The following is a 25,878-nucleotide window of genomic DNA, read 5'->3' on the forward strand; positions in this document are numbered from 1 at the left end:
CAATTCTACCACAAAAAAACCACAAACACAAGCAACCCGGCCTTTAAATATGATAAAATTGTACTAAAATTCGAACAACTGCTCCTTTTGATTTGTTTAAATCTGACCACAGAAGGATAAAAATAAGGTAACTTTAATTCAAGGGGGAAATATAATGAATATAGTAATAGTAGGAAACGGAGCAGCCGGGCTTTCTGCCGCCGAAGAGATAAGAAAGCATGATCCGTCTGCAACAATAACAATGGTAACAGAGGAGTCATACTACACTTATTACAGAACAAGGCTTTCACACTATCTGTCAAAAGATTTTTCAATTGATGAAATTTACATACATCCGGAAAATTGGTACAGAGACAACAAAATAGACATAATCCTCGAAACCAAGGTGAAAAAAATAAATACAAATGAAAAGACCGTCATCATCTCAGAAGATAAGAGCCTGCCTTACGACAAGCTGCTTCTGGCAAATGGGGCATCCAGCTTCGTACCACCTGTTGAAGGCTCAGACAGCAAGGGAGTTTTTTCACTTAGAGACATGGATGACGTAAAAAGCATTCAAAAATTTTCGAAAACCGCGAAAAAGGCTACAGTAGTAGGAGGAGGACTTTTAGGTCTAGAAGCTGCAAACGCATTAAAAGAATTAGGTCTTGATGTAACCGTTGTGGAGTTTGCCCCCAGGCTTCTGCCAAGGCAGATGGACGAAGAGGCTTCTAATGTGGTTAAAAAAATCGTGGAGGATCAAGGCATATCATTGTACTTAAACGCCCAGGTTGAAAAAATAGAGGGCAATCCGGTAACCGGATGCATTCTAAAGGGCGGCGATAAGGTCGACGCAGATCTTGTGCTCTTTTCTACAGGAGTACGGTCCAACATAAGCCTTGCCAAGGATGCTGAAATAGCAACAGACAAGGCGATAATAGTCAACGAGTACATGGAAACCAGCGCAAAAGACATCTACGCAGCAGGAGATGTTGCAGAATTCAATCAAATGTCTTTTAATATCTGGCCTATTGCCATAGAACAAGGTAAAATGGCAGGCCGGAACATGATTGGCAAAGAAGAATCTTATGAAGCCATCACACCTTCAAACATGCTTACGATTTTAAACGTGAAGGCATTTTCACTTGGAGACATCGAAGGCAAGACTGAAGGTTTGAACTGCTTGCGAGATAGAAACGACACTAAATTCAAAAAATTGTTTTTCAAAGATGGCAAGCTAGCCGGAGCTATACTCATAAATGACATCGCAATGGCAGGCAAGCTCAAGAAAAAGATGGGCGAGGATTACTCCCATCTTCTAAAAGAAGATATTTCGGATAAGGAAAAAATAGAAAAATTATAACTTGATCAGCTTGGCATTAACGGCTACTATAATTGTACTTAAGGACATCAGCACAGCACCTAAAGCCGGAGATATGACAATTCCTGCGGAATAGAGAACGCCTGCGGCCAAAGGAATTGCAATTACGTTGTATCCTGTGGCCCACATCAGGTTTTGAATCATTTTTCTATATGTCAGCTTGCCTAAAACAATGAGTACCGTCACATCCAACGGATTGCTATTGACTAAAATTATATCGGCAGTTTCGGCCGCTACATCAGTCCCAGAGCCAATAGCAATCCCCACATCAGCTTGAGCAAGTGCCGGAGCATCGTTTATTCCATCACCTGTCATGGCCACATACCTGCCTTTGTTTTGAAGCTCTTTGATTTTTTCTAGTTTCTCTTCAGGTAAAACCTCCGCAAAGTATCCATCTAAATTTAATTTTTCAGATACTTGAGCAGCAGTTTTTTTATTATCCCCTGTGAGCATCCAGCAGCCTATCCCCATGCTTTTCAGTTTCTCCACAGCTTCCATTGATTCGGGCCGGATTTTATCGGAGAGCCCAAATGCAGCTAACAGATTTTTTTCTTTTAACAGAAAAACATTAGTTGAAATATCAAAATCGGGCATATCACCGGGTATGTTTATGTTGTTTTCCCGCAAAAATCCCGGACTTGCCATGAAATACTTTTCTCCATCTATATAACCTTCTACCCCTTTTCCCTTTATAGCTTTAAACTCATTTATATCAAACATCTCCATGCCAATCGATTTAGCATGTGCAACTATTCCGTCGGCTATGGGATGCTCGGAGTTTTTTTCCAAGGATGCGGCAATTTGAACCGCCTTGTTTTTATCCATGTTGTCCCCAAATACCTCAATATGATTCACTCCAAATTTTCCTTCCGTCAAAGTTCCTGTCTTGTCAAACACAACCGTGTCTATTTTCCTAGAATTTTCAAAGGCGGTCCTATTTTTTATCAGAAGCCCATTTTCTGCTGAAATAGCAGTCGTATTCGCCGTGACCAAAGGTATGGCTAGTCCTAGAGCATGTGGACATGTGATTACCATAACTGTCGCCATTCTGGCTATGGCAAATGTGAATTCGGCTCCCGCCAACAACCAAGCACTTAGAGTGATTGCTCCTGAAGACAACGCTATTATTGTAAGCCATAGCGCGGCCTTGTCAGCCATGTTTTGAGTTTTTGACTTGGATTCTTGAGCCTGACGGACCAATTGGACTACCTTTGACAGATAAGAATCTTCTCCTACTTTTTTAACTGATATTTCCAAGGACCCTTCAGAATTGACCGATCCACCTATTACATCATCACCCTCCCCTTTCTCAACCGGTTTTGATTCGCCTGTCAGCATCGACTCGTTGACGTAGCCTGTTCCTTTTACTATTTCCCCATCGGCAGGTATCTTTTCACCAGGTTTGACCAGTATCGTATCATTTACATTCAGCTTGTCGACGCTTATATCCATGACTTTTCCCTCCGATAGGAGATGCGCTTCATCAGGCATCAGCTGTGCCAGCTTATCCATTGCCCTTGATGCTCCCTGCACCGACCTCATCTCGATCCAGTGACCCAACAGCATGATATCTATCAATGTGGCCAGTTCCCAGAAAAAATCATTTCCTTCGATTAGAAATACAGTTGCCGAGCTGTAGAAATAGGCTACGGAGATTGCCATGGCAATGAGCGTCATCATTCCTGGGCTTCTTTCTTTTATTTCATCCACGAATCCTATCAAAAAAGGCCAACCTCCGTATAAATAGATAAAACTGGACAATGCAAACAAAATGTATTTGCTGCCTGCAAACTCCATCTCCCATCCCAGCCAATCTTGAATCATAGGAGATAATGCGAGAATCGGCACTGTCACGATAATGGAAATATAGAACCTCCTTTTAAAATCTGTTATCATCATTTCGTGATGATCCTTATGACCGTGTCCTGACATCTTTTGATTTCCATTATTATCATTATGGCCCATATGTGATTTATGCTCATCCAAAATAATCCCCTCCTGTCATAATTAATACCATAAAACACTGCCTGATAAACAAAAACGATGCCAGTTATCTTCCGGCATCGCTTTTGTTTATTATCTGTTGTAAAGAAAATAACTAAACGCTTCTTTTTCCGATCCGTCATGTTCTCCGGGATTTAAGAAATTTCTGATATGAAGAACCTTGTTGTCGTAGTATGGAGCTTGATTGTCGCAAATATATGCATACTCGTAATTGCCTTCTTCCACCCACCCCATAAAGGTATAGACGTGGGTAGGCCTTCCATCCTTATTGCCGGCAGCATCAGTAGTAAAGCACAGGTCACCTTTTCTCAACCTGGTGTAGTCCCGCTCCTTTTTCCAACCATTTTCATATAGATACGGAAGGAGATAGTCGATATTTCTCATGGACGTCCTTACAGGCACTCCTACCCTTCTCATGGCTTCCGATGTGAAATATACGCAGGCATTGGAAAGATGCCCTCCATTTAATCTGATTGTAGCATTGTTTACGCTTGTCCTATTGGAGGATGATGAGAGATAGCTCCCTAGCGCATCCCCTACTCTTCCATATCCCTTGACTGAAGTATAGCCGCTGTATACGTCTTTGCCACCTACTGTTCTGTAGGATCTGACTCTATAGTAGTTTCCCTTGTTCCACGTTCCATTTGGGTCTACGTAACTTGTTGATGTAGTTTTGGTCAATAGGGTAAAGTTTCCTGATGGGCTGTCAGATCTATAGATTTCATAACCCGTTGCTCCTACGGATCGATTCCAGCTTACCCTCATCCTAGCTGGCTCGTGGCGACTGGCAGCAAAGCCTCCCGGAACCATCAGCTCTGCCTTGGCAGAGGCTGATTTTGAGTGCTCGCTTTGAGCGCTTATATCCCCTTCACTGGATTTGGCCCTCACTTTGTAGTAATACGTCTTCTGGTAAGAGAGACCCTTGTCTGTATATGCAGCGGTCTTGGTTTCACCTATCTTTTTATAGTCTCCCTGGCTGGAGTCGCTTCTGAATATCTCGTAGCTTTCAGCCCCTCCGGATTTGTTCCAAGCCAGGCTGATCTGATCGTAGCCATGAGTGCTTGCCCTCAGTCCCGTTGGTGTTTTTGGAAGCTCGAACCACTTTGCATAAAGCTCCACTTCCTCTTTCACTTTTGAAGATGTAAAGTCCCATTTATCCTTTAGATCTTTATCTCTAAACCAATCGATAAACACAAAGCCCTTCTTCTGTATCTTCTCAGGCTCAGGTATCAGATTGTCATACTCGACTTCAATGGCATCAATTTTATCTCCTCCATTGGAATGAAATGTAATCTCGTATTTGTTTATTTTCCAATTTGGATGAAGAATCAGGTTTTCTCCGGGCATTACTATTATTTCCCCTTCTTGGTACGCCTCTTTGCTTCCATCTGGATTTGCAGTCCACCCGTTAAATGTATGTCCCATTCTCGTCAAATTCCCAGAGTTGTCCAAGACCACAACCTCTTCACCTTCTCCATATCTGCCGCCGTCTTCAGGAACATCACCTGAGTCTTCGTTAATTGCTTCGTAATACACTCTAAAAAAAGGTTGTGCATCGTAACCAAACTCGTCTTTGGAATAACCTGTTTTCCCATGCTCAAATAAAAGAACCAATTCCCTATGACACCCTGCGAATACGTCTTTGCCCATGGCGGGCGCATCACCCATAAACTCGACTTTCTTAAGGGATGAGCAGTCAGAAAATGCCAAACTTCCTATGGACTCTATATTTTCGCCTATTACTATCATCTCTAGGGTTTCATTCTCCGAAAAGGCTCCACGCCCGATATCCTTTACCATGATTTCGCCCTTTTCCGTTTCTATGGCATCCGGTATCTCCAAAATCGTCCTTTCTCCTTCGTAGCCCTTTATGCTGGCTTTTTCGCCCCGTACTGTATATAGGTATCCATCTGAATCAGTCTTCACCAATAAATTTTGCGATGCGAAAACTACTGCGGCTAGGACAAATCCCATAAGTATTACTCCTCCTAAAATAATAGCCATCTTTTTCTTCACCACTTCATCCCCTTTCAAATATTCGCCCTAATTCCTCTATACAATATATACCTCGAAGTTTACGAAATAGTTTCCAAATATGAATATCTTTCTAAAAAGTTTTTCTCTACAGTTGGCTATATCTTTATGATATATTATAATGAACGGACAAAGCTCCATCAAATGGAAAGGACGATATTTTTATGAGAACGATTATTTGGTTTATTTACTTTGGGCTGAGCACTATGCTTACTATTCCCGATTTGGCAAAGGCAAACAAATTCGAAAGGCAAAATAGGACTGCTGATGCCTACGCGCTTGCCAACAAAAGGGCAAGAAAATGGGCGATGAACTTAATCAGGCTTACCGGCAGCAGCGTTACGGTCAAGGGGGAAGAAAATATCCCTGCAACAGGGCCTGTGCTGTTCGTAGCAAATCATCAGTCAAATTTTGATATCCCTTTGATGATAGGGTATGTGAACAGGGATAAGGGTTTTATTTCCAAGATAGAAATGACCAAGATGAGGGTAGTCAGCTCCTGGATGAAGCATCTTAAATGCGTTTTTATGGACAGAACGGACATGCGCCAGTCTCTCAAAGCCATAAGGGAGGGGATAAATGCATTGAAGGAAGGCTACAATCTAGTTTTGTTTCCCGAAGGCACCCGCAGCAAAACAGGTGAAGTCATGGACTTTAAGGCCGGGGGGTTCAAGCTGGCTTCAAAAAGCAAAGCGACTATAGTACCGGTGGCGATAAACGGCTCGATAAATATGATGAAAAAAGGAAGCATCAAAATACAGCCGGCTACTGTCAAAATGACTATATTGCCGCCGATTGAAATCACCGACGAAAATAAAAATGATACAGCTGCGCTTTCAGAAGCCGTACGCAATGTCATAATCGACGAATTGAAATTTCCGGTGGATCATGTCTGATAATCATGCTTCAAAAAGAATAGTTGCAGACACAATAGCAGGAAAATCAGGTATCCCTGTTCCAAAAGGCGAGCTGGTGCTTGACGATGATGCCATAAAGGAGCATTTTAAAGTGTCAAGTGTGGATTTTGATACCAAAAATGCTTATGCTTTAGATTTGGGCGTGGATATAATAGTGCTTCCACCTGTATATGACTTTTCTGAAGCTTTCCCAAGCATCAAAATACCCCAGGATGAGATTTCCCAATGGACCAACATGACTGGTTTTTTTAATTTTTCTATCCTCGACGGCGCTTTCGAGCTTGGCATAAGATATTATGGATTCGAGAAATTCCTTTCCATGATCCTTAAGAAAAGTGACGAAACAAAGGATTTCATTAAAAGAGTCTCCAAAATAAATATCGAAGCCTTAAGCGCTATTTCAGACCTGGGAATCGACGGTGCTATTATCGCAGATGACATTGCCTATCAGGGCGGGCTGATCATACGCCCTCCGCTTTTTAAGGATTTGTTCCTTTCCTCCCTTGAGCATCAGGTGGAGCATGCTCATAAAAATAATCTTGTGCCATTTTTCCATTCCGACGGCAACTATGTTTCTATTATTGACGAAATCGTCGATGCAGGCTTCAAAGGAATTCACTGCATAGACCAGGTTTGCAAGATTGACTTAAGCTGTTTGAAGGATTATGCAGATAAAATCTGTTTGTGGGGACATCTGGATGTAAACCATATAGAAAAGTCCAAGACCGATGATGGAATGAAGCTCATCGCAGATGAGATACGCAAAACCACTAATTTCAGAGGCTTCATACTTGGTACAAATAGTGGGATTTTCCCTGGAATGGACGTTATGCAGCTTAAAAAAATATATGATTACATAGCAAAAGAGTCGGAAAGATAATTCCGACTCTTTTGCCTGCAACAAATCATTTTATCAGCTGTTGCAGTAATCGTTCAAGACCTTCTGGATAGTTTCATAGCAGGGAGCATCCTGATATAGTATCTCATAAAGAGCTGTCAACAAGGGAAGTCTTTTTATATCGATCTTACCCTTTTCGTCCAGATTTTTCACCAGATTGTACCCAAACTTGATTGCCGGGTAGCCTTCTACGGTTATATCTTCATCCTGCATTTTTTGGATTGCCATGCTGGACTTCATTCCTTCTCCAACCACTTCTCCCAAAATCCTGTTTCGCCCTGCTTCACCTGTAACCTCGAGATCCCCTGATCCGGGAAGCCCATAAACTGACTTGGCGCTTCCACCCATGGCTGTTGCAAACAGATCCATCTCTTCAGTAGCTATAGTAAATAGCGCGGATTTTGTATTGTTGTGAGTAAGACCCTTTATCCCTTTGTAGCCTTCTGCCATACCCAAGCTTACTGCGTAGGCATTTTTCATGGCAGCACATATTTCAGTGCCTATGATGTCATCGTCGGTTTTGACGTTGTACACTTCTGTGGCGATAAGCTCCTTGAATTTCTTGGAAGCAGCCATATCCTCACTGGCATATACCACGCATGTCGGCGATCTGTACAGAACCTCGTTGGCCTTGCAAGGACCTCCCACCGCTACTATGGGTATGGATTTCAAATCATTCGGAAGCTTTTCTTTTAAAATCTCAGGGAGAATGACGATTTCCCCCTCTTTGTCATAGTCAAATCCCTTCGATACTGTCGCTACAATGGAATCCTCCTTCAGATATGGAACCACTCTGTCGAATATCATTCCCAGCGCATCTGAAGTTATGGCCATTATAACGTATCGGCTTCCTTCCATTGCCTGTTCCAGTTCATCCACCTTAAAAAGCTTAGCCTCTTTTAAAAGTGGATATTTGTGTTTTGGATGGTTGTTTCCTTTTCTAAGTTCATCGATAATGTGTCCGTCAAGCTCTGTTCCCCATAGCCTTACTTCGTTTCCGTTTTCAATTAATGGAGTAGTCAGGGCGCTGCCCATGGCTCCTGCTCCTATAATCGTAATCTTTTCCATTTAAATCACCTCTGTGATCTGTACTTTTCATCAATTTCAATCATTTTATCGACTTTTGGCAATGAATTCCCTCCGTCAAAAGTTGACTCCAACCAGGCATTCAAGACGGTCTTTGCACTTTCTGCACCTATAACTCTTTCTCCCATAGTGATTATCTGACAATTGTTGCTTTTAATCGATCTTTCAGCGGAGAACACATCATGTGCGACGGTAGCTCTGATACCAGGTACTTTGTTTGCGGTTATTGCCATTCCTATTCCTGTGCCGCATAGGATTATCCCTCTTTCATAATCACCGGAAGCTACAGCTTTTGCGATATCTTCGGCGATAAGCGGGTATAGCACGCTCTCCCCCTCTTTGACTCCGAAGTCTGTTAATTCATGTCCCTTTTCTTCAGCAAAAGCCTTTAGGATATCTCTCAATCTTACACCGGCTTCATCACAACCAATAGCAATTTTCATTATATTTCCTCCTATTCTTTTTTTGCGCATAAATGCGCATGCTCCAATGCGTATGTTAATATTCATACAAAAAAACCGTAAAAAAACCTGTTATCAGATTGTTTTACGGCCTTCACTTTTTTCACATTGGCTTCAAATATTTAATTAATGTCAGTATATCACGAATGCTAGCCATCTGCAAGGTCTTGTGCTTATTTGTTTTTCATTGAATCCCAGTCCTTCATGAACTTGGCAAGACCTGCATCTGTGAGTGGATGATTCAAAAGACCTAAAAGCGTCTGATAGGGGATCGTTGCAACGTCTACGCCTGCTTTGGCACAGTTTAACACGTCCATTTGATTCCTGAGACTGGCCGCGACGATCTTAGTTTTAATTTTATTTACCATAAATATTTCCCTTATGTCCTTTATAAGGGTACCGACTCCGTCCTGGCTGATATCATTTAGTCGACCTACAAATGGAGCTACAAAATACGCGCCAGCCCGTGCAGCTATCAAAGCCTGGTTTGCAGAAAACACCAGTGTCACCGCAACCTTGACGCCTTTATTGCTTAGAATCTTGCAAGCCTGTATACCTGCCCAGTTACATGGCAGCTTTATTATCATCTTGTCGCTTAATTCATTTAACTTTAATCCTTCTTCCACCATTTCTTCCGGATCTAAAGCGGTGACTTCGGCAAAAACAAATCCATCTACCAAGGTATTGATAGTCTTGATAACTTCTTCAAAATCCATGCCTTCTTTGGCGATCAGGCTGGGATTTGTCGTGACCCCTTCGATTATCCCAAGCTTTGCTGCTTTTTCAATGTCATCGATATTTGCAGTATCCAAGTAAAATCTCATAAATCATCAACCTCCTGTAAACGATTATATCACTTTTTGAACATTTGTGCAACTATGAAATATTGAGCTGTCCGAATCTCCGTGTTTTTAAAATATTCTTATGGGTAATAAGATATATATGAAGTCCATTTATTAAAACATAGGGCAATAAAGAAACGAAAGGATGGTAAATGTGAGCATATACGATATCAAGGTCAAGACGATAGACGGAGAAGAGACTACTCTTGAAAAGTACAGAGGAAAGGTTCTTTTAGTGGTAAATACCGCAAGCAAGTGTGGCTTTACCCCTCAATACGAAGGTTTGGAGGCTCTGTACCAGAGCCTTGGAAACAAAGATTTTGAAATTCTCGCCTTTCCCAGCAATCAGTTTAAGGAAGAGCCCGGCAGCAATGACGAAATCAAGAATTTCTGCCAATTGAATTACGGAGTCACATTTCCCTTATTTGACAAAGTTGACGTAAGGGGAGAAAATGTCCATCCAATTTATGCATATCTAACTGAAAAGGCTCCTTTTCAAGGCTGGGATCTATCCGATGAAGTCCAAAAGAAGTTCCACGGGATTAATGTGGACCGAAGCCCGGAATTTGCTGAAGATGAAAGCGTCAAGTGGAATTTCACCAAATTTCTCATAGACAAAAATGGAAATGTGGTAAAAAGATTTGATTCCTGGGTGGAGCCAGAGGACATAGCAGACTCCATAAGAGAGCTTATCTGATCCATAGGGGCATCCGATTTAGAAACGGATGCCCTTTTTTCGTTGTAAAGACATTGATCTTGATTTATAATTACATTTACACGGGTTATAATCACTATGAAATGGAGACATTTATGAACAAACTAAGCAAGATGGATGCATTTCTTGCATCAGCATTTAAATATCAACATACCTTTCAGTGTCCCAAATGCAGGTCTTCGATGGCTCTGATCAACAAGAATCTTATATGTGAATCAAACCACTCATTTGACATATCAAAAAAAGGCTATGTCAACTTTTTGCTTGCCCCTCATGATTCGATATACAGTAAAAGTCTGTTCCAAGCCCGTCAAAAAACCGCAGATGCAAGGGTATTCCACATATTGATGGATGAGGTGGCAGATTCCATAAATAGACTTTGCGGCAAGGAAAGCATCAGCATATTGGATGCGGGATGCGGAGAGGGGAGCATAAGCGCCGGCATATATAAAAGGCTTGGTGCCCGTGATATTGAATTCCACGGAATCGACATTTCCAAGGAAGGGATATCTATCGCCGGAAACTGTGGCCTACCCATCCTATGGAGCGTAGGAGACCTTTCAAACCTCCCTTATAAAAATGAGGCCTTCGACGTGATGCTAAACGTGCTTTCACCTTCTAACTACTCTGAGTTTTTCAGAGTAATGAAGGAAAATTCCACTATGATAAAAGTCGTTCCCGGGCCCGGCTATCTGAAGGAGTTCAGAAATGTATTATTTTCAAGTACTTCCAAAGCATCTTATTCGAATCAAAAGGTAAAGGACTTGTTCAAAAAAAACCTCTCTAACTTCAACTCACAGAAGATACAGTATTCATTTTCGCCAGATGAGCTTCAGCTTCATGACCTTATCGAGATGACGCCTCTGCTGGTTGACAGGAATCTGGAAGCTGCTGAAAAAGAAAAATTAAAAAAAATCCAGACGATAAGCCTGGATTACGAGATACTCACCGGGAGCAAGACCTAGGTCTTCTCCCGGCATTTTATTTTATTTATTCCCTGACTGCTTCTACTGCTTTTAAGAATTGTTCATCATCTTCAAGTCTGTATTCCTGTGAATATAACAGCTCTTCATCGATTTCCACGATAATATCCGGCTCTATTCCGATACCATGTATATTCCGTCCATTAGGAGTAAAATACTCGGATATGGTTATCTTATAACCCGTTCCGTCACGATAATCGCTCATGCGCTGTACGATGCCCTTGCCAAATGACTTAGTTCCGACGATTACTCCTTCTCCGGTATCCTGGAGGGCGCCAGCAAATATCTCCGCGGCACTTGCCGAGCCTTCATTTATTATGACCGCCATGGGCAATTCGAGTTTTTGTCTGTCGGTAGACCTTTCGTATTCTCTGTTCCCCTGTTTGTCCTGGGTATAAACTATTACAGATTCCCCCATGATCCTATCGAGCATATCCACGACTGCGTTCATCATTCCCCCTGGATTATCTCGAAGGTCGAATACTATTCCTTCTACCCCCTGAGCTATGAGTTCATCCAGCTGTCTTTCAAACTCTTCAAATGTGTAGGGTTCAAATTGGGATATGGTCATATATCCTATGTTTTCGTACACTTGACTTGATACGCTGGTCATGACGATTTCTTCACGGACTATGCTTATATTTATTTCTTCCCCGGAACTTCTCTTCAAGACAGTTATTTCAACCTGTGTTCCTTCTTCACCTTTTATCAGAGCTACAACCTCTTCAAGGTTTAGCCCTTTTATCTCCTCACCGTCAACTGCCATGATTATATCTCCCGAAGCCAGTCCCGCCTTTTGTCCCGGGGATCCATCTATGGGAGATACTATGGTTACCCTGTCGTCGTCGCTCATGGTCACTACGACACCTATACCTACATAGCTGCCTTCAAGCTGCTCCAGATAAGTGGAAAACTGATCTTCGTTATAATATGCGGTGTAGGGATCTCCTACGGCACCGAACATTCCGGCCAGCGCCCCGTCAAATAGAACCTGCTCATCCACATCCTTATAATATGAAGTTTGAATCTCATTTTTCAGATTCAGCATCTTGGTTATGAAATCCGCAGTATGGGCATCTTTTGCCTGTACGATCACCTTGTCTCCAACTGCAATTGTTATCAGATTGGTAAATACGAAGGTGGCCATATTTGAAACTATAAGTACGGCGATAAAAATAAGCACATACCATTTTTTGTTGTTGCTGTTATTATTATTCATATGGGTCTCCTTGAGTATAAATTGGCTTACGTTTCATTGTAACACATAAGCTTTAGATTTCATTAAAAATGAAATCAGAAAATAAAAAATCGGGAAGATTTCCCGATTTTTTTACTCTATGGCGATACATAACTCAGCGGATTTACAGTATTTCCATTAATACGTATTTCAAAGTGCAGATGTATTCCGGTAGACATTCCCGTGGTGCCCACTTCACCGATTGGAGTTCCTGGGCTTACCTTGTCTCCTACGCTTACATATCTTCTGGCAAGATGAGCATATACTGCCGAAACCTTGTTTCCATTGTCATCAAGGCCTAAATCTATTGTAACCACATTCCCATATCCACCTGAATACGTGGATCCAATGACTTCTCCAAATCCTACGGCAACAGTATTTACACCTCTTCTGCCCCCTACGCTTATATCAATACCTGAGTGAAACCTTTGATACCCAAGTATCGGATGGATTCGGTTCCCATAAGGGGAAGTGATTCGGGCATATCCCGGAGTCGGCCATAAATATCTGCTGTTGACTTTTTCATTTATTGATTGTCGCGCAATTATCTCGTTTTTGATTTTATTGGATTCTGCTTCTAATGCCTTTTGTTCTTGTTCCAACAACCTGGCATTGCTGGTAAGCTCCTTTACATATCCTTCACGGCTCACCCTCACTTGGCTTAGGCTGCTTCTTTGTCTCCTCGCCTCATTTTGCTTGGCGATTATGTTGTTTTTTTCAACTTCGATTTCTTCTTTTTTAGACTCTATTTCCTTCTCCACAGCTTCGAGTTTTGCAAATATTTCCTGATCGTACTCTATAACGGTTCTTATCATATCTATCTTTGAAATAAGGTCTCCGAAGTCATCGGCACTGAACAAAATTTCCAGGTAGCTGCTCTCGCCGAACATGTACATCACCCTTAAGCGTTCATCAAGGACTTCTTTGTACTCTTTGCGTTCTTCTTCAGCTTTTTTAAGCTCTTCCCTTATTTTTATAAGCTTTGCTTCCGTGGCATCTACATCTCTTTGAAGGTTTGATATTATTCCTTCGATTTTAGTTATCTCTCCGTCCAGCCTTTGGACTTCTTCCATAACCTCACTTATAGTGGCTTTGGTTGTATCGATTTTCTTTTTAGTTTCAGCCTGCTTTTGCTCTATGGATTCCAAGTCGTTTTTCAGATCATCTACAGATTGGGCAGATACCCCTGTAGACAAAAAGGTCATAGTCATTAACAAGACCAAACCAAGTGACAATATTTTCTTTTTCAATGATTATTCCCCCTTTAAACGTCCAAAAATTTAGTTATCGAAAATAAGCTTCCAGTCGCTCCTACTATCAGCCCGTAAATCATGAAGTAGAAGGTAATAGAGGGCAAAACCGCCTCCGGCGGAGCAAATGTCACTCCCATTATCAGTGCAGACTGCCCTGCCATCGCTCCCAACAGATAATAGTAGATGTTTCTGACTACCAGTATCGCTAAGAAAGCTCCTGTAAATCCTAAAACCCCACCTTCTATGATGAAAGGAACCCTTATATACCAGTTGGTAGCCCCTACGTATTTCATTATGCTTATCTCTTTCCTTCTGGAAAACACTGTCAGCTTTATGGTGTTGTAGATGATGAACACGGATATCCCAGTCAAAATAACCAGTACTGCTAGGCTCAAAAGGTTAGTGAAATCATTGAATCTTATCAATGCATCCACATAGCCTTGTCCGTAATTAATATAATCTACGCCCTCAAACTCAGATATGCTGTCGTTGACTTCCTTTATCTGGGAAGAATCCGTCACTCTCAAAATGAATGATTCGGGAAGGGGATTGTCGCCTTCAAGCCCTTGTAAAATCCCTTGATACTGCTCCAGGTTTTCTGACATTTTCTCAAGAGCCTCTTCCTTTGACTCGAACCTAACCTCTGATATCCTGGAGTCTGCAATGAGAAGCTCTTCCAGCTGACTCTTCTGCTCTTCTGTGGCGTCCTTTTCAACAAATACTTTAAGCTCAAGCTGGCTCTCAATATCGCTGGTCATGTGCTGGATGTTTAGGGCAATAACCAAAAATATGCCCAGTATCACAAGGGCGGCTATAACGGATACCACCGAAGCGATGCTCATAAGAGTGTTTCGCTTGATGCTCCTGGCGGTGTCTCGGATCAAGTACTTAAATGTGTGAATCTTCATAGTCGTACCCGCCTTTCTTGTCACCTATCACCTTGCCTCCATGCAAGGTGATTACCCTGGATTGCATCCTGTTTACAATTTCCCTGTCATGAGTAGCCATTATGATCGTCGTGCCTCTGTCATTGATATCCTTCAGCAGCTTCATTATCCCTACTGAAGTCTTGGGATCAAGATTGCCCGTAGGCTCATCGCAAATTATTATTTTAGGATCGTTAATTATCGCCCTGGCTATGGATACCCTTTGCTGCTCTCCCCCTGACAGCTGATCAGGATAATACTTTTCCCTGTGGGAAAGTCCGACCATTTTAAGGGCTTCAGGCACCTTTTCCTTTATGTCTTTATGTTTTTTTTCTATGATCTCCATTGCATAGGCTACATTTTCATATACTGTTTTATCCGATAAAAGCCTGTAATCCTGAAAGACTACTCCTACTTTTCTTCTATAAAATGGAATCTTCCTTCTTTTGATTCCCGTAATGTCTTCCCCATCTACAAATATCTTTCCTTCACTGGGATCTAGCTCCTTGAGCATCATTTTAATCAGGGTGGTCTTCCCCGCCCCGCTTTTTCCGACTACGAAGACAAAATCTCCTTTACAAATGTTAAGATTTACATCTGACAAGGCTAGATGCTTCGTTTTATCATAAGTCTTATTGACATTTTCAAACGTTATCAACCTTTATTACCTCCGAATTATTAGGTTACACATGTAACTATTGTGTAACTCTTTAGTCATTATATCAGAAGAGCTGTTATATAAAAACCGATTTAAGGATTTTTAAAGAAAAAAAAGCGGTTTGAAAGCTCTCAAACCACCTTTGATTCTCATCTAATACATTTAAGCGTTTTTATTCACTCAACTGGTTTATTCGTGCTATAGTTTCAGGATCAAGATTACCCGTTTCCTCTAAATCATTTTCCTGCTGAAACCTCGTTACCCCTTGAGCCGTCATATTTCCATATTGACCGTCTGCCTGACCGTCGAGATATCCCAGGCTGATAAGCCTTTCTTGTAGAGCCTTGATTGCATCTCCTCTTTTACCTACCTTGTAAGTTATGGATTCTGCAAAAAGGCTGTCCCTTGTCACTTTGTCAAGCTCACCGTTAGCTTCAAGTCCTTTATCCCTTTGATATCTTACCACCGATGAGGCCGTTTCCTCTCCGAAGGAGCCGTTTGGATACTGGGTCAAATAATCCATATAGTACAGAATCATCTGATATCTGAGAATTTCTTTACCTTCTTTACCCAAGGAATATATTATTTCTTCATTCTGCAAGGCTGTCATAGTCTCAAAATCCAAAACTCCTGTCGCTTTGAATCCTTTATCCCCCTGATAAGCGCTAACTGCATCTTTGGTAGTTTCCTGGAATTTGCCGTTAGGAAACTCATCAAGGTAGTCCAGATAGTAAAGGATCAGTTGAAATTCGTAAACCTGGTCTTCAGATGATCCAATGGTATACTCCACGCCCTCCTCTATGTCCGAGCCAATATCAGAATTGCCGCTTCTGCCATCGTCTCCAAGCTGTTCCATTAAAGAATATCTGTCGTAAAAAGCCAGCTTCATCTGGTCGCTGGATAAACTAAGACCCGTAAGCCTGTTTTCAATGATGTTCATCCCTTCGAAAGAAGCTGACAAAGACAATAAAAATACCAAAATGACGCAATATAAAAATATACCTTTAAATGACTTCATAAATTCGTCTCCTCTTGCACTTGTTATTTAACAATTCTACCAACAATCAACTGCCAAATCAAGCTCCAAAATCCTCTTGAACCCAGATCATGGCATTTAAATTTTTCACCTGCAAATCTTTTGGCTTGTAAAACAGCCCGGTCCTCTTCTGTCCCCTAGGCGTCGAGAAAGTCTCTAGATGCACCTTTTTGTATATTTCCTTGGCAGGAACTCCACTGTATAAGGGCAGATGCTTTTCCAAGAACTCTTGGTTTTTGAACATTTCAAAGGCTTCCTCTTTGGTGGGACCGGCATGGGGCAAGAATACGGGAAGTGGCCATTTGTTGGAAAGTAGGTAATCCATCTTCATTACATTCAAAGTCATCTGCTCGTCAAAGCCTTTTTCAATTAGAAATTCCTTTAGTATCTCATAGGTCTTGTCTTTTGATACTCCGTTGTCGAAATGCCCTTTTTTATCCCAGTAGGATGCCAATTGCCTGAAAAACTCAAACATGGTCTCCATTTCCGTGTCAAAAACCATATCCAGAGCAAATTTGAATCCGCCGCTGTTGTAGTACTTGTCGACCACATGCTCCACCTTCTCAAGCAAGCTCATATCCGAGTAGGTCATATAGCTGTTTTCAAGCACTTGGTATGGTGGGTAGTGCCTGTACTTGTAGCCGTGCCTGCCAAGAAGCTCTGTCATAGGAGATCCCTTTAATATCTTCAAAAATCCCAGCTGCAGCATATGAGGCCTCAGCTCTATTATTTCATCAAAAGATGAAGCAAAATCATCAATGGTCTCAAAGGGAAGCCCTGCTATCAAGTCAAGGTGGAGATGTATGTTTTCAAGCCTTAGTATCTTAAGGGTATTTTCCTTTATTTTATATATGTCTGTAGCTCTATTGATCTCCTTGAGTGTTTTTTCATTCACCGACTGAACCCCAACCTCAAGCTGTATCAGCCCTGGGGAGCTTTTAGACAAAATTCCGATAGTCTCTTCATCTAAAAGATCTGCTGCTATTTCAAAATGGAAATTCGTGTTTGAGTTGTTGTCCACGATAAATTCCAGTAATTCCTTGCTTCTTTTCTTATTGCAGTTGAAAGTCCTATCTACGAACTTGACCTGATCTACTCCCAAATCGATAAACCTTTTTATGTCCATTTTCACTTTTTCCACTGATCTGAACCGCATGCTTTTTTCCACTGACGACATGCAGTAGGCACAAGCAAAGGGGCACCCTCTGCTTCCCTCATAGTATATGATCCTTCCGCCCATGATTGCGAGCTCGTCATCCGAATAAGCATCCTTAAGAAAGTCCATATCCATGAGATCAAGTCCATCTTTTGTGGATACTGTCTTGCCCCCGTCTCTGTAGGTCAAAGCAGGTATCTTGTTTATATCCAGGCCTTTGTTAATTGCCTCTATCAGCCTTTTGAAAGCAGCTTCTCCCTCACCCCGCACTATTATGTCTGCGCTGTAATGTTCAAGCTGGGCTTCAGAATCGTACGAAACCTCCGGACCTCCCGCGATTATCAAGGAATCCGGCATGATTTTTTTTAAATTCCCTGCAAGCTTTGCCGTCTCCTCCCCATTCCAGATATAAACCGAAAATGCATATACATCGGCATTTTCCTCCGCAAGCTTGCTTAAGATGCTTTCCAGGTTATCGTTTATGGTGAACTCCTTGAGAATTACTTCTCCTTCAGTAAAATTCAGATATGACTTTATCGACCTGATAGCCAGATTAGTATGGATATATTTTGAGTTGAGGCTTGTGAGTACTATTTTCATTTAATTATTCCTTTATGATTTATTCAGTGTCAATTATACCATATAAAAGGTGATTTGCAGCGCAAATCACCTTTTGTTGATAAATCAATTGTATTTACAGCATTTCCTTGACTATTCTAACCAAGTTGTCCACATTGAATCCATAATTGTGGATTATCTCCTCACCTTTTGCGCTGGCTCCATATTTATCTATCCCAAGGTTTCTGCCATTTTTCCCTGTAAACTCAGCCCAACCGAAAGTTGATCCCATCTCAACTGAAACCCTTTTTTTGATGTCTTTCGGCAGCACCGACTCCTTGTATTTATCGCTTTGTTTCTTGAACCTGAACATGGAAGGCATGGATACCACCCTTACGTCTATCTTGTCTTCTTTCAATTTCTTTTGTGCCTCCAGTGCCAGTGAAACTTCGCTTCCTGTCGCTATGATTATGGCCTTGGCTTCCTTTTTCTCCGGAGAGATCACGTAGGCTCCCTTCTCTACCCCTTTGAAACTTGCATTATCCAAGGTAGGCACATTCTGTCTGGTAAGTAGCATTGATGTTGGGTTGTCTTTCGACTCAAGAGCCAATATCCAAGCAGCTTTGGTCTCATTTGCATCTGCAGGCCTGATCACATCCATATTCGGCATGGCCCTAAGTCCTGCCAGCTGTTCAACAGGTTCATGCGTAGGTCCGTCTTCCCCCACCGCAACTGAGTCATGGGTGAACGCAAATATGGAAGGTATCCCCATTAGCGCGGCAAGTCTCATTGAAGGTCTCATGTAATCGCTGAAAATGAAGAACCCTCCGGCAAAGCCTTTAAGACCATGGAGTACCAGACCGTTGACTATTGCAGCCATTGCGTGTTCCCTAACCCCAAAATTGATATTTCTGCCCAAGGGGTTGTATCTTCCGAAATCTCCCCCTATTCCTCTTACTTTGGTGGATGAAGACAGATCTGCACTTCCTCCAATCATTAACGGGTTTTTTTCCTGCAATATCTTGAGCATGTCTCCCGATGAGGCTCTCGTGGCCAATACATCTTTTGGCTTGTAGTCTTCCAATACGCAGTCGTAGTCAATTCCCAGATTCTCCCCATTCATCAAAGCTTCTATGATTTTCCCCTCTATGGGGTATTTGTTCTTGTACCTATCAACCATGGAAACCCACACGTTGTAGCCATTCATGCCCTTTAAGTCGTTTGATTCCCTAAAATCTTCATATACTTCCTCAGGTATTTCAAAGGGTGGATGGTGCCAGCCCAGGTTCTGTCTCGCTATATTTGTGTTTTCTTCTCCCAGAGGAGCTCCATGGGTGGCGCTTTGTCCTTGTTGCGGAGACCCATGCCCAATTATTGTTTTTACCTCTATTAAAGTAGGACCCAGCATATTTTTTGCTTTTTCCAACGCCCTTGAGATATCCTCGGTCATCTCACCGTCATCGACTTTTAAATAGCTCCAATTCATAGCCTCAAATTTGGCTTGTATCTTTTCGCTAGTCGCCATATCTACAGGTCCGTCAAGCTGAATATCATTTGAGTCGAATAAGACTATCAGCTTGTCCAATCCCAGATGTCCCGCAAGTGATGCAGATTCCATGGCCACGCCTTCCTGCAGGTCTCCATCACCGCACAATACATATGTATGGTGATTCACCACAGGAAACCCTTCTTTATTAAGCTGAGCAGCCAGATATCTTTCTCCTATTGCCATGCCCACTGCATTTGATATTCCCTGGCCTAAAGGGCCGGTAGTAGCCTCTATGCCTTCTGCGTGACCGTATTCAGGATGCCCCGGAGTTTTAGATCCCCACTGCCTGAAACTCTTAAGGTCATCCATTGTAAGGTTATAGCCTGCCAGATGCAGCGTAGCGTAAATCAATGCTGAGCCGTGTCCTGCAGATAGCACGAACCTATCCCGGTTAAACCAGTCAGGCTTTTCCGGATTGTATATAAGGTGTTTCGTAAACAGGGTATACATCATTGGCGCTGAACCCAGCACTATTCCCGGGTGTCCGCTATTAGCCTTATTTACCATATCAACTCCAAGCATCCTCAGAGCATTAATTGATTGCATTTTCTTATTCATTTGTAAGTACCCCTCTTTCAAAAAAAATTTATACACTTGATTATTACCCTAAAAGAAGATGTCTACACAAAAAAATAGATCCCTGTACTTTTGAGAATCGTCTATCAATTATCCCTCCTGGTCAAACTTTTTCATATAAAAATGTGGATAGCTTTCTAAATCCGAAGCTGGAAGGATTGTATATGCTCTCTGTCGCTCCTGTGAAGAATATCCCGCCTTTTTCCAATGAATTGTTTATTTTTTTGTATATTTCTATTTTTGTTTCTTTTTTGAAATATATGGTTACGTTCCTACAGATAATTGCATGGAAGTTTTTATCATAATCATCAAGTATCAAATCGTGCTTCTTGAAATGCACCTTTTTCTTTATGTTCTCCGAGATGTGATACTGTCCCTCTTCTATGAGAAAATGCTTTTCTATCTCCGGCTTTGGCACGTTCTTGATTTCTTTTTCCTTGAACTTTCCCTCCCTTGCCCGTTCAAGTATTGTATCGTCTATGTCAGTTGCCAGTATCTTGTATCCCTTTATGTTGTTCTTTTCCATAATAAGAGCGACCGTGTATGGCTCTGCTCCTATCGAACAAGCCGCGCTCCAGATGTTCAAATTTTTGAACCTGGGCACCAGCACGCTTTTTATCCCATCCTCAAACTCGTCGAATATCTCCTTGTTGCGGTAAAATTCCGTGACATTTATTGTTATATAGTCTAAAAACACTCGTCTTACATTCTCATCTTTTTGTATCAGCTCAGCGTACTCCCTTAGATTCTTTGCTCCCGAGCTGTTCATGACAGTTCCTATTCTTCTGTGAAGCTGCTTTTCCTTATAGGAATCAAGGTCTACCCTCAGCTTGTCCTTAACCCATTTCTTGAAATAATCGAATTCTAATTCCATTTCTTCACCCTGACGATATTTTTTATATTTTCAACTATCTTCTCCGGAGTCAGCACTTCACCCACTGCTCCTGGGTCTTTGCGCTTCCCGGCAAGCTGTTTACAACCCAGCTTTTAGCATCCTGATCCTGATGTTTGCCAGGAAGAGGCAAACACGGGTTACACAAAAGACCTGCAGATAGGGTTTTCGCGCCACATCTGCAGGCCTTTACTTAATTTTCGACTATGTACATGATCTCTTCTTGAACTTTCTTAAAATCAGGCACATAGGTTTTTAACACTTCCATATGTCCTACTAAAGTGTACTCTCCCAAATCCGCGGGTATCAGCACAGTATCTCCTTTATTTATCGGCAGGCTTCCACCTTTGTAGAAAATCTCTCCGTTTCCTACCACACAGGTGAATATGAAGAACCGTTCAGAGTCTGATCTTTCATTTACGCATTCAACGATATCGTAGTGCTCCAAAGAAAAGTTCTTGCTTAGTGCATACCAGGTCTTTGTATATTCGGGAAACACAGCAGTTACGCCGTGGCTTTTCTTTCCTTCCAGATCGAATCTGATGGTGTTCAGCGCATGGTCGATATGCAGCTCTCTTCCCCTGTTGTAATCATATACCCTGTAGGTAGTGTCGCTGTTTTGCTGTATCTCTGAAACCATAACCTCCCCGTCCACAGTGTGAATAAGGCCTGACTTGACATGATATATCTCTCCTTTTTGTATATGGATTTTGTTCATCATGTCCTCAGCCTTCCCTTGGCGGATCGCCTCTTCGAATTCCTCCTTGGTGCATCCGTTTGTGCCGAGGATAAGCTTTGCCCCAGGCTCAGCGTCCATTATGTACCAGATTTCTTCCTTGCCGTATTGCTCTCCTTGTTTTTGAGCGTATTCGTCATCGGGATGGACCTGTACTGAAAGTTTCTGGGAAACGCTTAGTATCTTAACAAGAAGGGGAAAGTCCTTGCCTATCATTTTAGTTCCCAGAAGTTTTTCTCCGTATGTGTCTATCATTTCCTGAAACGTCTTGCCCTTGTCTACTCCGTTTTCCACAATGCTCATTGCGTCTTTTCTGCAGGACAAATCCCATGTTTCACCTATTTTCCCTGCAGGCAGGTCGTCTCTAAATTTTTTTAACTGTTGGTTTCCCCAGGGCTTTTCTTGATATATGGGCTTGAATTTTAGCGGATACATCCTAATCCTCCTCGCAATTAAATTCCCAAAGCTTCTTTTTGGAAAGTGAAGCAGCTACAGCTCCAGCCTTTAGGGCCATTTTTATTTCTATTTCTTCTGTCATCAGTCCACCGGTTATTATAGGCGTATCTATCCTGCTTTTTATAGCCTTTATAACCTTAGGTGCTATCCCCGGCATTATCTCGATGGCATCCGGCTTGGTCTGCCTCGCCATGTTGATGGCTGATGCTATAGACGTAGTGTCGATTAAAAACATCCTCTGTATGGTGCTCATGCCTAATTTTTTCGCTTTTACGATCAAGTTCTTCCTGGTGGTTATTATGCCGGTAGGGTCTGCCATGTCCTTGACGTATTCCAATGCATTTTCATCCTGGGCCAGACCTGCAATGAGATCAAAGTGTATGAAAGCGTATTTGCCATTGTCTTTGACCCGGTTTATTTTATCCTTAAAATCGTATATATCTGATTCCAAAATAAAAATAATCTTTGCCTGACTTTCAACCGCATCGTCAAATTGTTCCTTGGTCCTGCATGCAGGTATTATGGGATAATTTTTTACCAATTGTTTTATATTTTCCATTTTATCAGCTCCATCTAAACGTTGAATCTAAACAAGATCACATCTCCGTCTTTTACGACGTATTCCTTGCCCTCCGAACGGGTCCATCCCATTTCCTTAGACTTGACATCCGACCCCGCTTCCATCAGCTTGTCAAAGGCGGTCACCTCTGCCCTAATGAAACCTTTTTCGAAGTCGGTGTGGATCTTTCCTGCCGCTCCCGGAGCCTTTGTGCCTTCGGTTATAGTCCACGCTCTCACTTCCTTAGGACCTGCGGTGAGATAGGTTATTAGCCCAAGAAGCTTATATCCCGCTTTTATGATCTTGTCTAGGCCCGATTCCTTTAAGCCAAGTTCCTCCAAAAATTCTCCCTTTTCCTCTGGTGGCAGCTGGGAAATCTCCTCTTCGATTCTGGCACATACCTTAATCACCTGGCTGCCTTCTTCGTCAGCATAAGCCTTAAGCTCTTTTACAAGTTCGTTGTCTTCTTCTGCAAGGTCGTCCTCCGACACATTGGCGACATAAAGCATAGGCTTTGACGTAAGGAGCTGAAAGCTCTTTATGATGTCCCATTCCTCATCTGTAAAGTGAATAGGCCTTACCAGCTTGTTATCCTCCAAGAGCCCTTTTACCTTGTTTAATACTTCAATCTCTAAAAGCTGCTCTTTAGTGCCGGATTTAACTAGCTTTTTGTTTTTCAAGAGTCTCTTTTCAACAACGTCCAAATCAGCAAAGATCAGCTCGATATTTATTGTCTCGATATCTCTAAGAGGTCCTACGCTGCCTTCTACATGCACCACATTGTCGTCTTCGAAGCATCTTACCACATGGGCTATGGCATCTACTTCACGAATATGAGATAAAAACTTGTTGCCCAGTCCTTCTCCTTTGCTGGCTCCCTTAACCAAGCCGGCAATATCTACAAATTCGATTGCTGTGGGTATTACCTTTTCTGAATTGTATAGAGATGCAAGCTTCTCAAGCCTTTCATCCGGCACTGCAACTACTCCCACGTTTGGTTCGATAGTACAGAAGGGGTAGTTTGCAGACTCCGCTCCCGCCTGTGTTATAGCATTAAAAAGGGTGCTTTTGCCTACGTTAGGCAGCCCTACGATTCCTATTTCCATTAATTTTTCTCCTTAATTTTATTGAGATCACTGAAACTTAAAATATCATCTATTATTAAGACTTTTCTGCCTCTAATATCCTGACGGCCTTTTCTATCAAGTCTTCCATCCTATTTACCGCTCCCGTTAAAAAAAGGTAGCCAATCACAGCCTCAAAGCCCGTGGCTCTCTTATACTCAACTATTGATGTGTTTTTAGGAGCAGTCGCTGTTGCGGCGTTTCTTCCTCTTCTGAAGATGAACTTTTCATCCTCAGTTAATCCCTCATGAAGAACGCCCACTGCTTTGGACTGAGCTGTTGCCTTGACGTATCTGATGCAGAGTCTGTGAAGGTCGCTGACCTTCATTTTGGGGTGATTCAATACCACATATCTTCGCACATGGCTTTCGTATATGGCATCACCCATAAAAGCCAGGTTGACTGGGTTAAATGCCTTCCCCTCCAACCTGGATATGTTTTTAGGATAAAAATCCTTGATCTTAGCCTTTAATTGACCTTTTTCCATTTGACACCTTCTCTTGTATCCTCAAGCACAATGCCCTTTTCCTTGAGTTCATCCCGGATTTCATCAGAAAGCTTGAAGTCTTTGTTCTTCCTGGCATCCTGTCTCTTTTGAATAAGCTTTTCTATATCCTCTTCCAATAGTTCCTCTTCTTTTTTAACAATTCCCAGAACGTCAGTCAGCTCGTCAAAAACCACAAGTGCAGCCTCTAGATCTTCTTTGGAAGAATTCCGGTCCAGCTTGGTATTTGATTCCCTGACGAGATCGAATATTACAGCCAGCGCCTCTGCGGTGTTGATATCATCATCCATAGCCGATTTGAAATCTTCCCTAAACTTGCCCAGTGCCTCAATCCATTTGTCACTTGGCCCTTGGCCTTCCTCTGCGTTTTCAATCAGGTATGTCATATTGCTTCTGGCATTGTACAGTCTTTCCAGCGCCGCTTTTGACTGCATCAAAAGCTCCCTGCTGAAATTTACAGGACTTCGGTAGTGAGCCGAAAGCATGAAAAGCCTTACCACTTCAAGATCAACTTCCTTCGCGATATCCCTGACAGTAAAGAAATTCCCCTTGGATTTAGACATCTTTTCGTTGTTTATGTTTATATACCCGTTATGGATCCAGTAATTTGCAAACTGCTTCCCGTGAGCTCCTTCAGATTGGGCTATTTCATTTTCGTGGTGAGGAAATATCAGGTCCTGTCCTCCCCCGTGTATGTCTATTGTCTCACCCAGATACCTGCATGACATGGCAGAACACTCAATATGCCATCCAGGTCTCCCTGGACCCCAAGGGCTATCCCAATGGGGCTCCCCTGGCCTATGTTTTTTCCAAAGAGCAAAGTCGAGAGGATCTTTCTTTTCCCCGCAGATCTCTACCCTCGCTCCGGATTCAAGGTCATCTAAGGGCTGCTTGCTCAGCTTGCCATATCCATTGAATTTTTTGACGCTGAAGTACACATTGCCGTCTATGTTGTATGCAAGCCCCTTTTTTTCAAGGCTTTTTATCAAATCTATGATCGACTCTATGTTCTCGCTTACCTTAGGATGAACAGAAGCTCTCCTGACTCCCAGGGCATCTGCATCCTTAAAATACTCAGCGATGTATCTATCCGCCACTTCTTGGGAAGATGATGATTCTTCATTTGCTTTTTTTATTATTTTATCGTCCACATCTGTGAAGTTTTGAATATAATCAACCTGGTAGCCGCAGTATTCGAAATATCTTCTTAGGACGTCGAATATGATAAACGGCCTTGCATTCCCTATATGAAAATAGTTATAGACCGTAGGTCCGCAAACATACATCTTGACTTTTCCCTCTTCGATAGGCACAAACGTGTCCTTCTTGTTTGTCAAAGTATTGTACAGCTTCAAGC

General features: G+C 42.1%; 23 protein-coding genes. 5 read left to right on the forward strand and 18 right to left on the reverse strand.

The window, feature by feature from the left end:
• The first annotated feature begins 154 nt into the window (after nucleotides 1-154).
• Nucleotides 155-1,342, forward strand: coding sequence for an NAD(P)/FAD-dependent oxidoreductase (locus BUB93_RS06810; RefSeq protein ID WP_073270455.1), 1,188 nt, complete (start codon nucleotides 155-157; stop codon nucleotides 1,340-1,342).
• On the opposite strand, the gene BUB93_RS06815 is transcribed toward BUB93_RS06810, so the two are convergent.
• Nucleotides 1,337-3,346: a copper-translocating P-type ATPase gene (locus BUB93_RS06815; protein WP_242945408.1), complete on the reverse strand. Its 2,010-nt coding sequence runs from the start codon at nucleotides 3,344-3,346 to the stop codon at nucleotides 1,337-1,339. The genes BUB93_RS06810 and BUB93_RS06815 overlap by 6 nt on opposite strands.
• 90 nt (nucleotides 3,347-3,436) lie before the next feature.
• Nucleotides 3,437-5,380 (reverse strand): InlB B-repeat-containing protein, encoded by a 1,944-nt coding sequence (locus BUB93_RS06820; protein ID WP_143159075.1) that lies wholly within the window; start codon nucleotides 5,378-5,380, stop codon nucleotides 3,437-3,439.
• A gap of 182 nt (nucleotides 5,381-5,562) precedes the next feature.
• Between BUB93_RS06820 and BUB93_RS06825 the strand changes: the two genes are divergently transcribed.
• Together BUB93_RS06825 and BUB93_RS06830 are read left to right on the forward strand one after the other, a co-directional pair.
• On the forward strand, nucleotides 5,563-6,294 hold the full coding sequence (locus BUB93_RS06825; protein WP_073270459.1) for a lysophospholipid acyltransferase family protein: 732 nt from the start codon (nucleotides 5,563-5,565) through the stop codon (nucleotides 6,292-6,294).
• Nucleotides 6,287-7,195 (forward strand): uroporphyrinogen decarboxylase family protein, encoded by a 909-nt coding sequence (locus BUB93_RS06830; RefSeq protein ID WP_073270462.1) that lies wholly within the window; start codon nucleotides 6,287-6,289, stop codon nucleotides 7,193-7,195. Before BUB93_RS06825 ends, BUB93_RS06830 begins: the two co-directional genes overlap by 8 nt.
• A gap of 33 nt (nucleotides 7,196-7,228) precedes the next feature.
• Here BUB93_RS06830 and BUB93_RS06835 read toward each other — a convergent pair whose 3' ends face one another.
• From BUB93_RS06835 to fsa, 3 genes are all read right to left on the reverse strand, one after another.
• A complete protein-coding gene (locus BUB93_RS06835) occupies nucleotides 7,229-8,281 on the reverse strand; it encodes an NAD(P)H-dependent glycerol-3-phosphate dehydrogenase (RefSeq protein WP_073270464.1) in 1,053 nt (350 codons plus the stop codon).
• Between the two features lie 5 nt (nucleotides 8,282-8,286).
• Nucleotides 8,287-8,742, reverse strand: coding sequence for a ribose 5-phosphate isomerase B (gene rpiB, locus BUB93_RS06840; protein ID WP_073270466.1), 456 nt, complete (start codon nucleotides 8,740-8,742; stop codon nucleotides 8,287-8,289).
• 191 nt (nucleotides 8,743-8,933) lie between these two features.
• On the reverse strand, nucleotides 8,934-9,584 hold the full coding sequence (fsa, locus tag BUB93_RS06845; RefSeq protein WP_073270468.1) for a fructose-6-phosphate aldolase: 651 nt from the start codon (nucleotides 9,582-9,584) through the stop codon (nucleotides 8,934-8,936).
• A gap of 172 nt (nucleotides 9,585-9,756) precedes the next feature.
• Between fsa and BUB93_RS06850 the strand changes: the two genes are divergently transcribed.
• Nucleotides 9,757-10,299: a glutathione peroxidase gene (locus tag BUB93_RS06850; protein ID WP_073270470.1), complete on the forward strand. Its 543-nt coding sequence runs from the start codon at nucleotides 9,757-9,759 to the stop codon at nucleotides 10,297-10,299.
• Between the two features lie 113 nt (nucleotides 10,300-10,412).
• Nucleotides 10,413-11,282, forward strand: coding sequence for a putative RNA methyltransferase (locus tag BUB93_RS06855; RefSeq protein ID WP_073270472.1), 870 nt, complete (start codon nucleotides 10,413-10,415; stop codon nucleotides 11,280-11,282).
• 25 nt (nucleotides 11,283-11,307) lie between these two features.
• Here BUB93_RS06855 and BUB93_RS06860 read toward each other — a convergent pair whose 3' ends face one another.
• From BUB93_RS06860 to cysS, 13 genes are all read right to left on the reverse strand, one after another.
• A complete protein-coding gene (locus tag BUB93_RS06860; RefSeq protein WP_073270474.1) occupies nucleotides 11,308-12,519 on the reverse strand; it encodes a S41 family peptidase in 1,212 nt (403 codons plus the stop codon).
• Between the two features lie 116 nt (nucleotides 12,520-12,635).
• Nucleotides 12,636-13,787 carry a murein hydrolase activator EnvC family protein gene (locus BUB93_RS06865; RefSeq protein WP_073270475.1) on the reverse strand — a complete coding sequence of 384 codons (1,152 nt, stop codon included), beginning with the start codon at nucleotides 13,785-13,787 and terminating at the stop codon, nucleotides 12,636-12,638.
• Between the two features lie 14 nt (nucleotides 13,788-13,801).
• A complete protein-coding gene (ftsX, locus tag BUB93_RS06870) occupies nucleotides 13,802-14,698 on the reverse strand; it encodes a permease-like cell division protein FtsX (RefSeq protein WP_073270476.1) in 897 nt (298 codons plus the stop codon).
• Nucleotides 14,679-15,374, reverse strand: coding sequence for a cell division ATP-binding protein FtsE (gene ftsE, locus BUB93_RS06875; RefSeq protein ID WP_073270479.1), 696 nt, complete (start codon nucleotides 15,372-15,374; stop codon nucleotides 14,679-14,681). The genes ftsX and ftsE overlap by 20 nt, the downstream gene beginning before the upstream one ends.
• A 172-nt stretch (nucleotides 15,375-15,546) precedes the next feature.
• Entirely contained in the window at nucleotides 15,547-16,392 is an 846-nt protein-coding gene (locus tag BUB93_RS06880) for a peptidoglycan-binding domain-containing protein (RefSeq protein ID WP_073270482.1), read from the reverse strand.
• Nucleotides 16,393-16,450: 58 nt separating this feature from the next.
• Nucleotides 16,451-18,166 (reverse strand): B12-binding domain-containing radical SAM protein, encoded by a 1,716-nt coding sequence (locus tag BUB93_RS06885; protein ID WP_073270484.1) that lies wholly within the window; start codon nucleotides 18,164-18,166, stop codon nucleotides 16,451-16,453.
• A 94-nt stretch (nucleotides 18,167-18,260) separates the two neighbouring features.
• The gene (gene tkt, locus BUB93_RS06890; protein WP_073270485.1) at nucleotides 18,261-20,231 is read right to left on the reverse strand and encodes a transketolase; all 1,971 of its coding nucleotides are present in this window, start codon (nucleotides 20,229-20,231) and stop codon (nucleotides 18,261-18,263) included.
• A gap of 121 nt (nucleotides 20,232-20,352) precedes the next feature.
• Nucleotides 20,353-21,123 carry a CheR family methyltransferase gene (locus BUB93_RS06895; protein WP_073270487.1) on the reverse strand — a complete coding sequence of 257 codons (771 nt, stop codon included), beginning with the start codon at nucleotides 21,121-21,123 and terminating at the stop codon, nucleotides 20,353-20,355.
• A 211-nt stretch (nucleotides 21,124-21,334) separates the two neighbouring features.
• The gene (locus BUB93_RS06900) at nucleotides 21,335-22,312 is read right to left on the reverse strand and encodes a type I phosphomannose isomerase catalytic subunit (protein ID WP_073270490.1); all 978 of its coding nucleotides are present in this window, start codon (nucleotides 22,310-22,312) and stop codon (nucleotides 21,335-21,337) included.
• Nucleotide 22,313: 1 nt separating this feature from the next.
• Nucleotides 22,314-22,892 carry a glycerol-3-phosphate responsive antiterminator gene (locus BUB93_RS06905; RefSeq protein ID WP_073270492.1) on the reverse strand — a complete coding sequence of 193 codons (579 nt, stop codon included), beginning with the start codon at nucleotides 22,890-22,892 and terminating at the stop codon, nucleotides 22,314-22,316.
• Nucleotides 22,893-22,906: 14 nt separating this feature from the next.
• On the reverse strand, nucleotides 22,907-23,998 hold the full coding sequence (gene ychF / locus BUB93_RS06910; protein ID WP_073270494.1) for a redox-regulated ATPase YchF: 1,092 nt from the start codon (nucleotides 23,996-23,998) through the stop codon (nucleotides 22,907-22,909).
• A gap of 55 nt (nucleotides 23,999-24,053) precedes the next feature.
• Nucleotides 24,054-24,503, reverse strand: coding sequence for a Mini-ribonuclease 3 (locus tag BUB93_RS06915; protein ID WP_084117066.1), 450 nt, complete (start codon nucleotides 24,501-24,503; stop codon nucleotides 24,054-24,056).
• Nucleotides 24,485-25,876, reverse strand: a complete 1,392-nt coding sequence (cysS, locus tag BUB93_RS06920) for a cysteine--tRNA ligase (protein WP_073270496.1) — start codon at nucleotides 25,874-25,876, stop codon at nucleotides 24,485-24,487. Before cysS ends, BUB93_RS06915 begins: the two co-directional genes overlap by 19 nt.
• Nucleotides 25,877-25,878 lie beyond the last annotated feature (2 nt).

This window comes from Alkalibacter saccharofermentans DSM 14828, assembly GCF_900128885.1.
GTDB classification, from domain to species: Bacteria; Bacillota; Clostridia; order Eubacteriales; family Alkalibacteraceae; genus Alkalibacter; species Alkalibacter saccharofermentans.

Bases quoted from the DNA above. Each gene is read 5' to 3' on its own strand.
- BUB93_RS06810 (WP_073270455.1), top strand. From the start codon at position 155: ATGAATATAGTAATAGTAGGAAACGGAGCAGCCGGGCTTTCTGCCGCC.
- BUB93_RS06825 (WP_073270459.1), top strand. From the start codon at position 5,563: ATGAGAACGATTATTTGGTTTATTTACTTTGGGCTGAGCACTATGCTT.
- BUB93_RS06830 (WP_073270462.1), top strand. From the start codon at position 6,287: ATGTCTGATAATCATGCTTCAAAAAGAATAGTTGCAGACACAATAGCA.
- BUB93_RS06835 (WP_073270464.1), bottom strand. From the start codon at position 8,281: ATGGAAAAGATTACGATTATAGGAGCAGGAGCCATGGGCAGCGCCCTG.
- rpiB (WP_073270466.1), bottom strand. From the start codon at position 8,742: ATGAAAATTGCTATTGGTTGTGATGAAGCCGGTGTAAGATTGAGAGAT.
- fsa (WP_073270468.1), bottom strand. From the start codon at position 9,584: ATGAGATTTTACTTGGATACTGCAAATATCGATGACATTGAAAAAGCA.
- BUB93_RS06855 (WP_073270472.1), top strand. From the start codon at position 10,413: ATGAACAAACTAAGCAAGATGGATGCATTTCTTGCATCAGCATTTAAA.
- BUB93_RS06860 (WP_073270474.1), bottom strand. From the start codon at position 12,519: ATGAATAATAATAACAGCAACAACAAAAAATGGTATGTGCTTATTTTT.
- ftsX (WP_073270476.1), bottom strand. From the start codon at position 14,698: ATGAAGATTCACACATTTAAGTACTTGATCCGAGACACCGCCAGGAGC.
- BUB93_RS06880 (WP_073270482.1), bottom strand. From the start codon at position 16,392: ATGAAGTCATTTAAAGGTATATTTTTATATTGCGTCATTTTGGTATTT.
- BUB93_RS06885 (WP_073270484.1), bottom strand. From the start codon at position 18,166: ATGAAAATAGTACTCACAAGCCTCAACTCAAAATATATCCATACTAAT.
- tkt (WP_073270485.1), bottom strand. From the start codon at position 20,231: ATGAATAAGAAAATGCAATCAATTAATGCTCTGAGGATGCTTGGAGTT.
- BUB93_RS06895 (WP_073270487.1), bottom strand. From the start codon at position 21,123: ATGGAATTAGAATTCGATTATTTCAAGAAATGGGTTAAGGACAAGCTG.
- BUB93_RS06900 (WP_073270490.1), bottom strand. From the start codon at position 22,312: ATGTATCCGCTAAAATTCAAGCCCATATATCAAGAAAAGCCCTGGGGA.
- BUB93_RS06905 (WP_073270492.1), bottom strand. From the start codon at position 22,892: ATGGAAAATATAAAACAATTGGTAAAAAATTATCCCATAATACCTGCA.
- ychF (WP_073270494.1), bottom strand. From the start codon at position 23,998: ATGGAAATAGGAATCGTAGGGCTGCCTAACGTAGGCAAAAGCACCCTT.
- BUB93_RS06915 (WP_084117066.1), bottom strand. From the start codon at position 24,503: ATGGAAAAAGGTCAATTAAAGGCTAAGATCAAGGATTTTTATCCTAAA.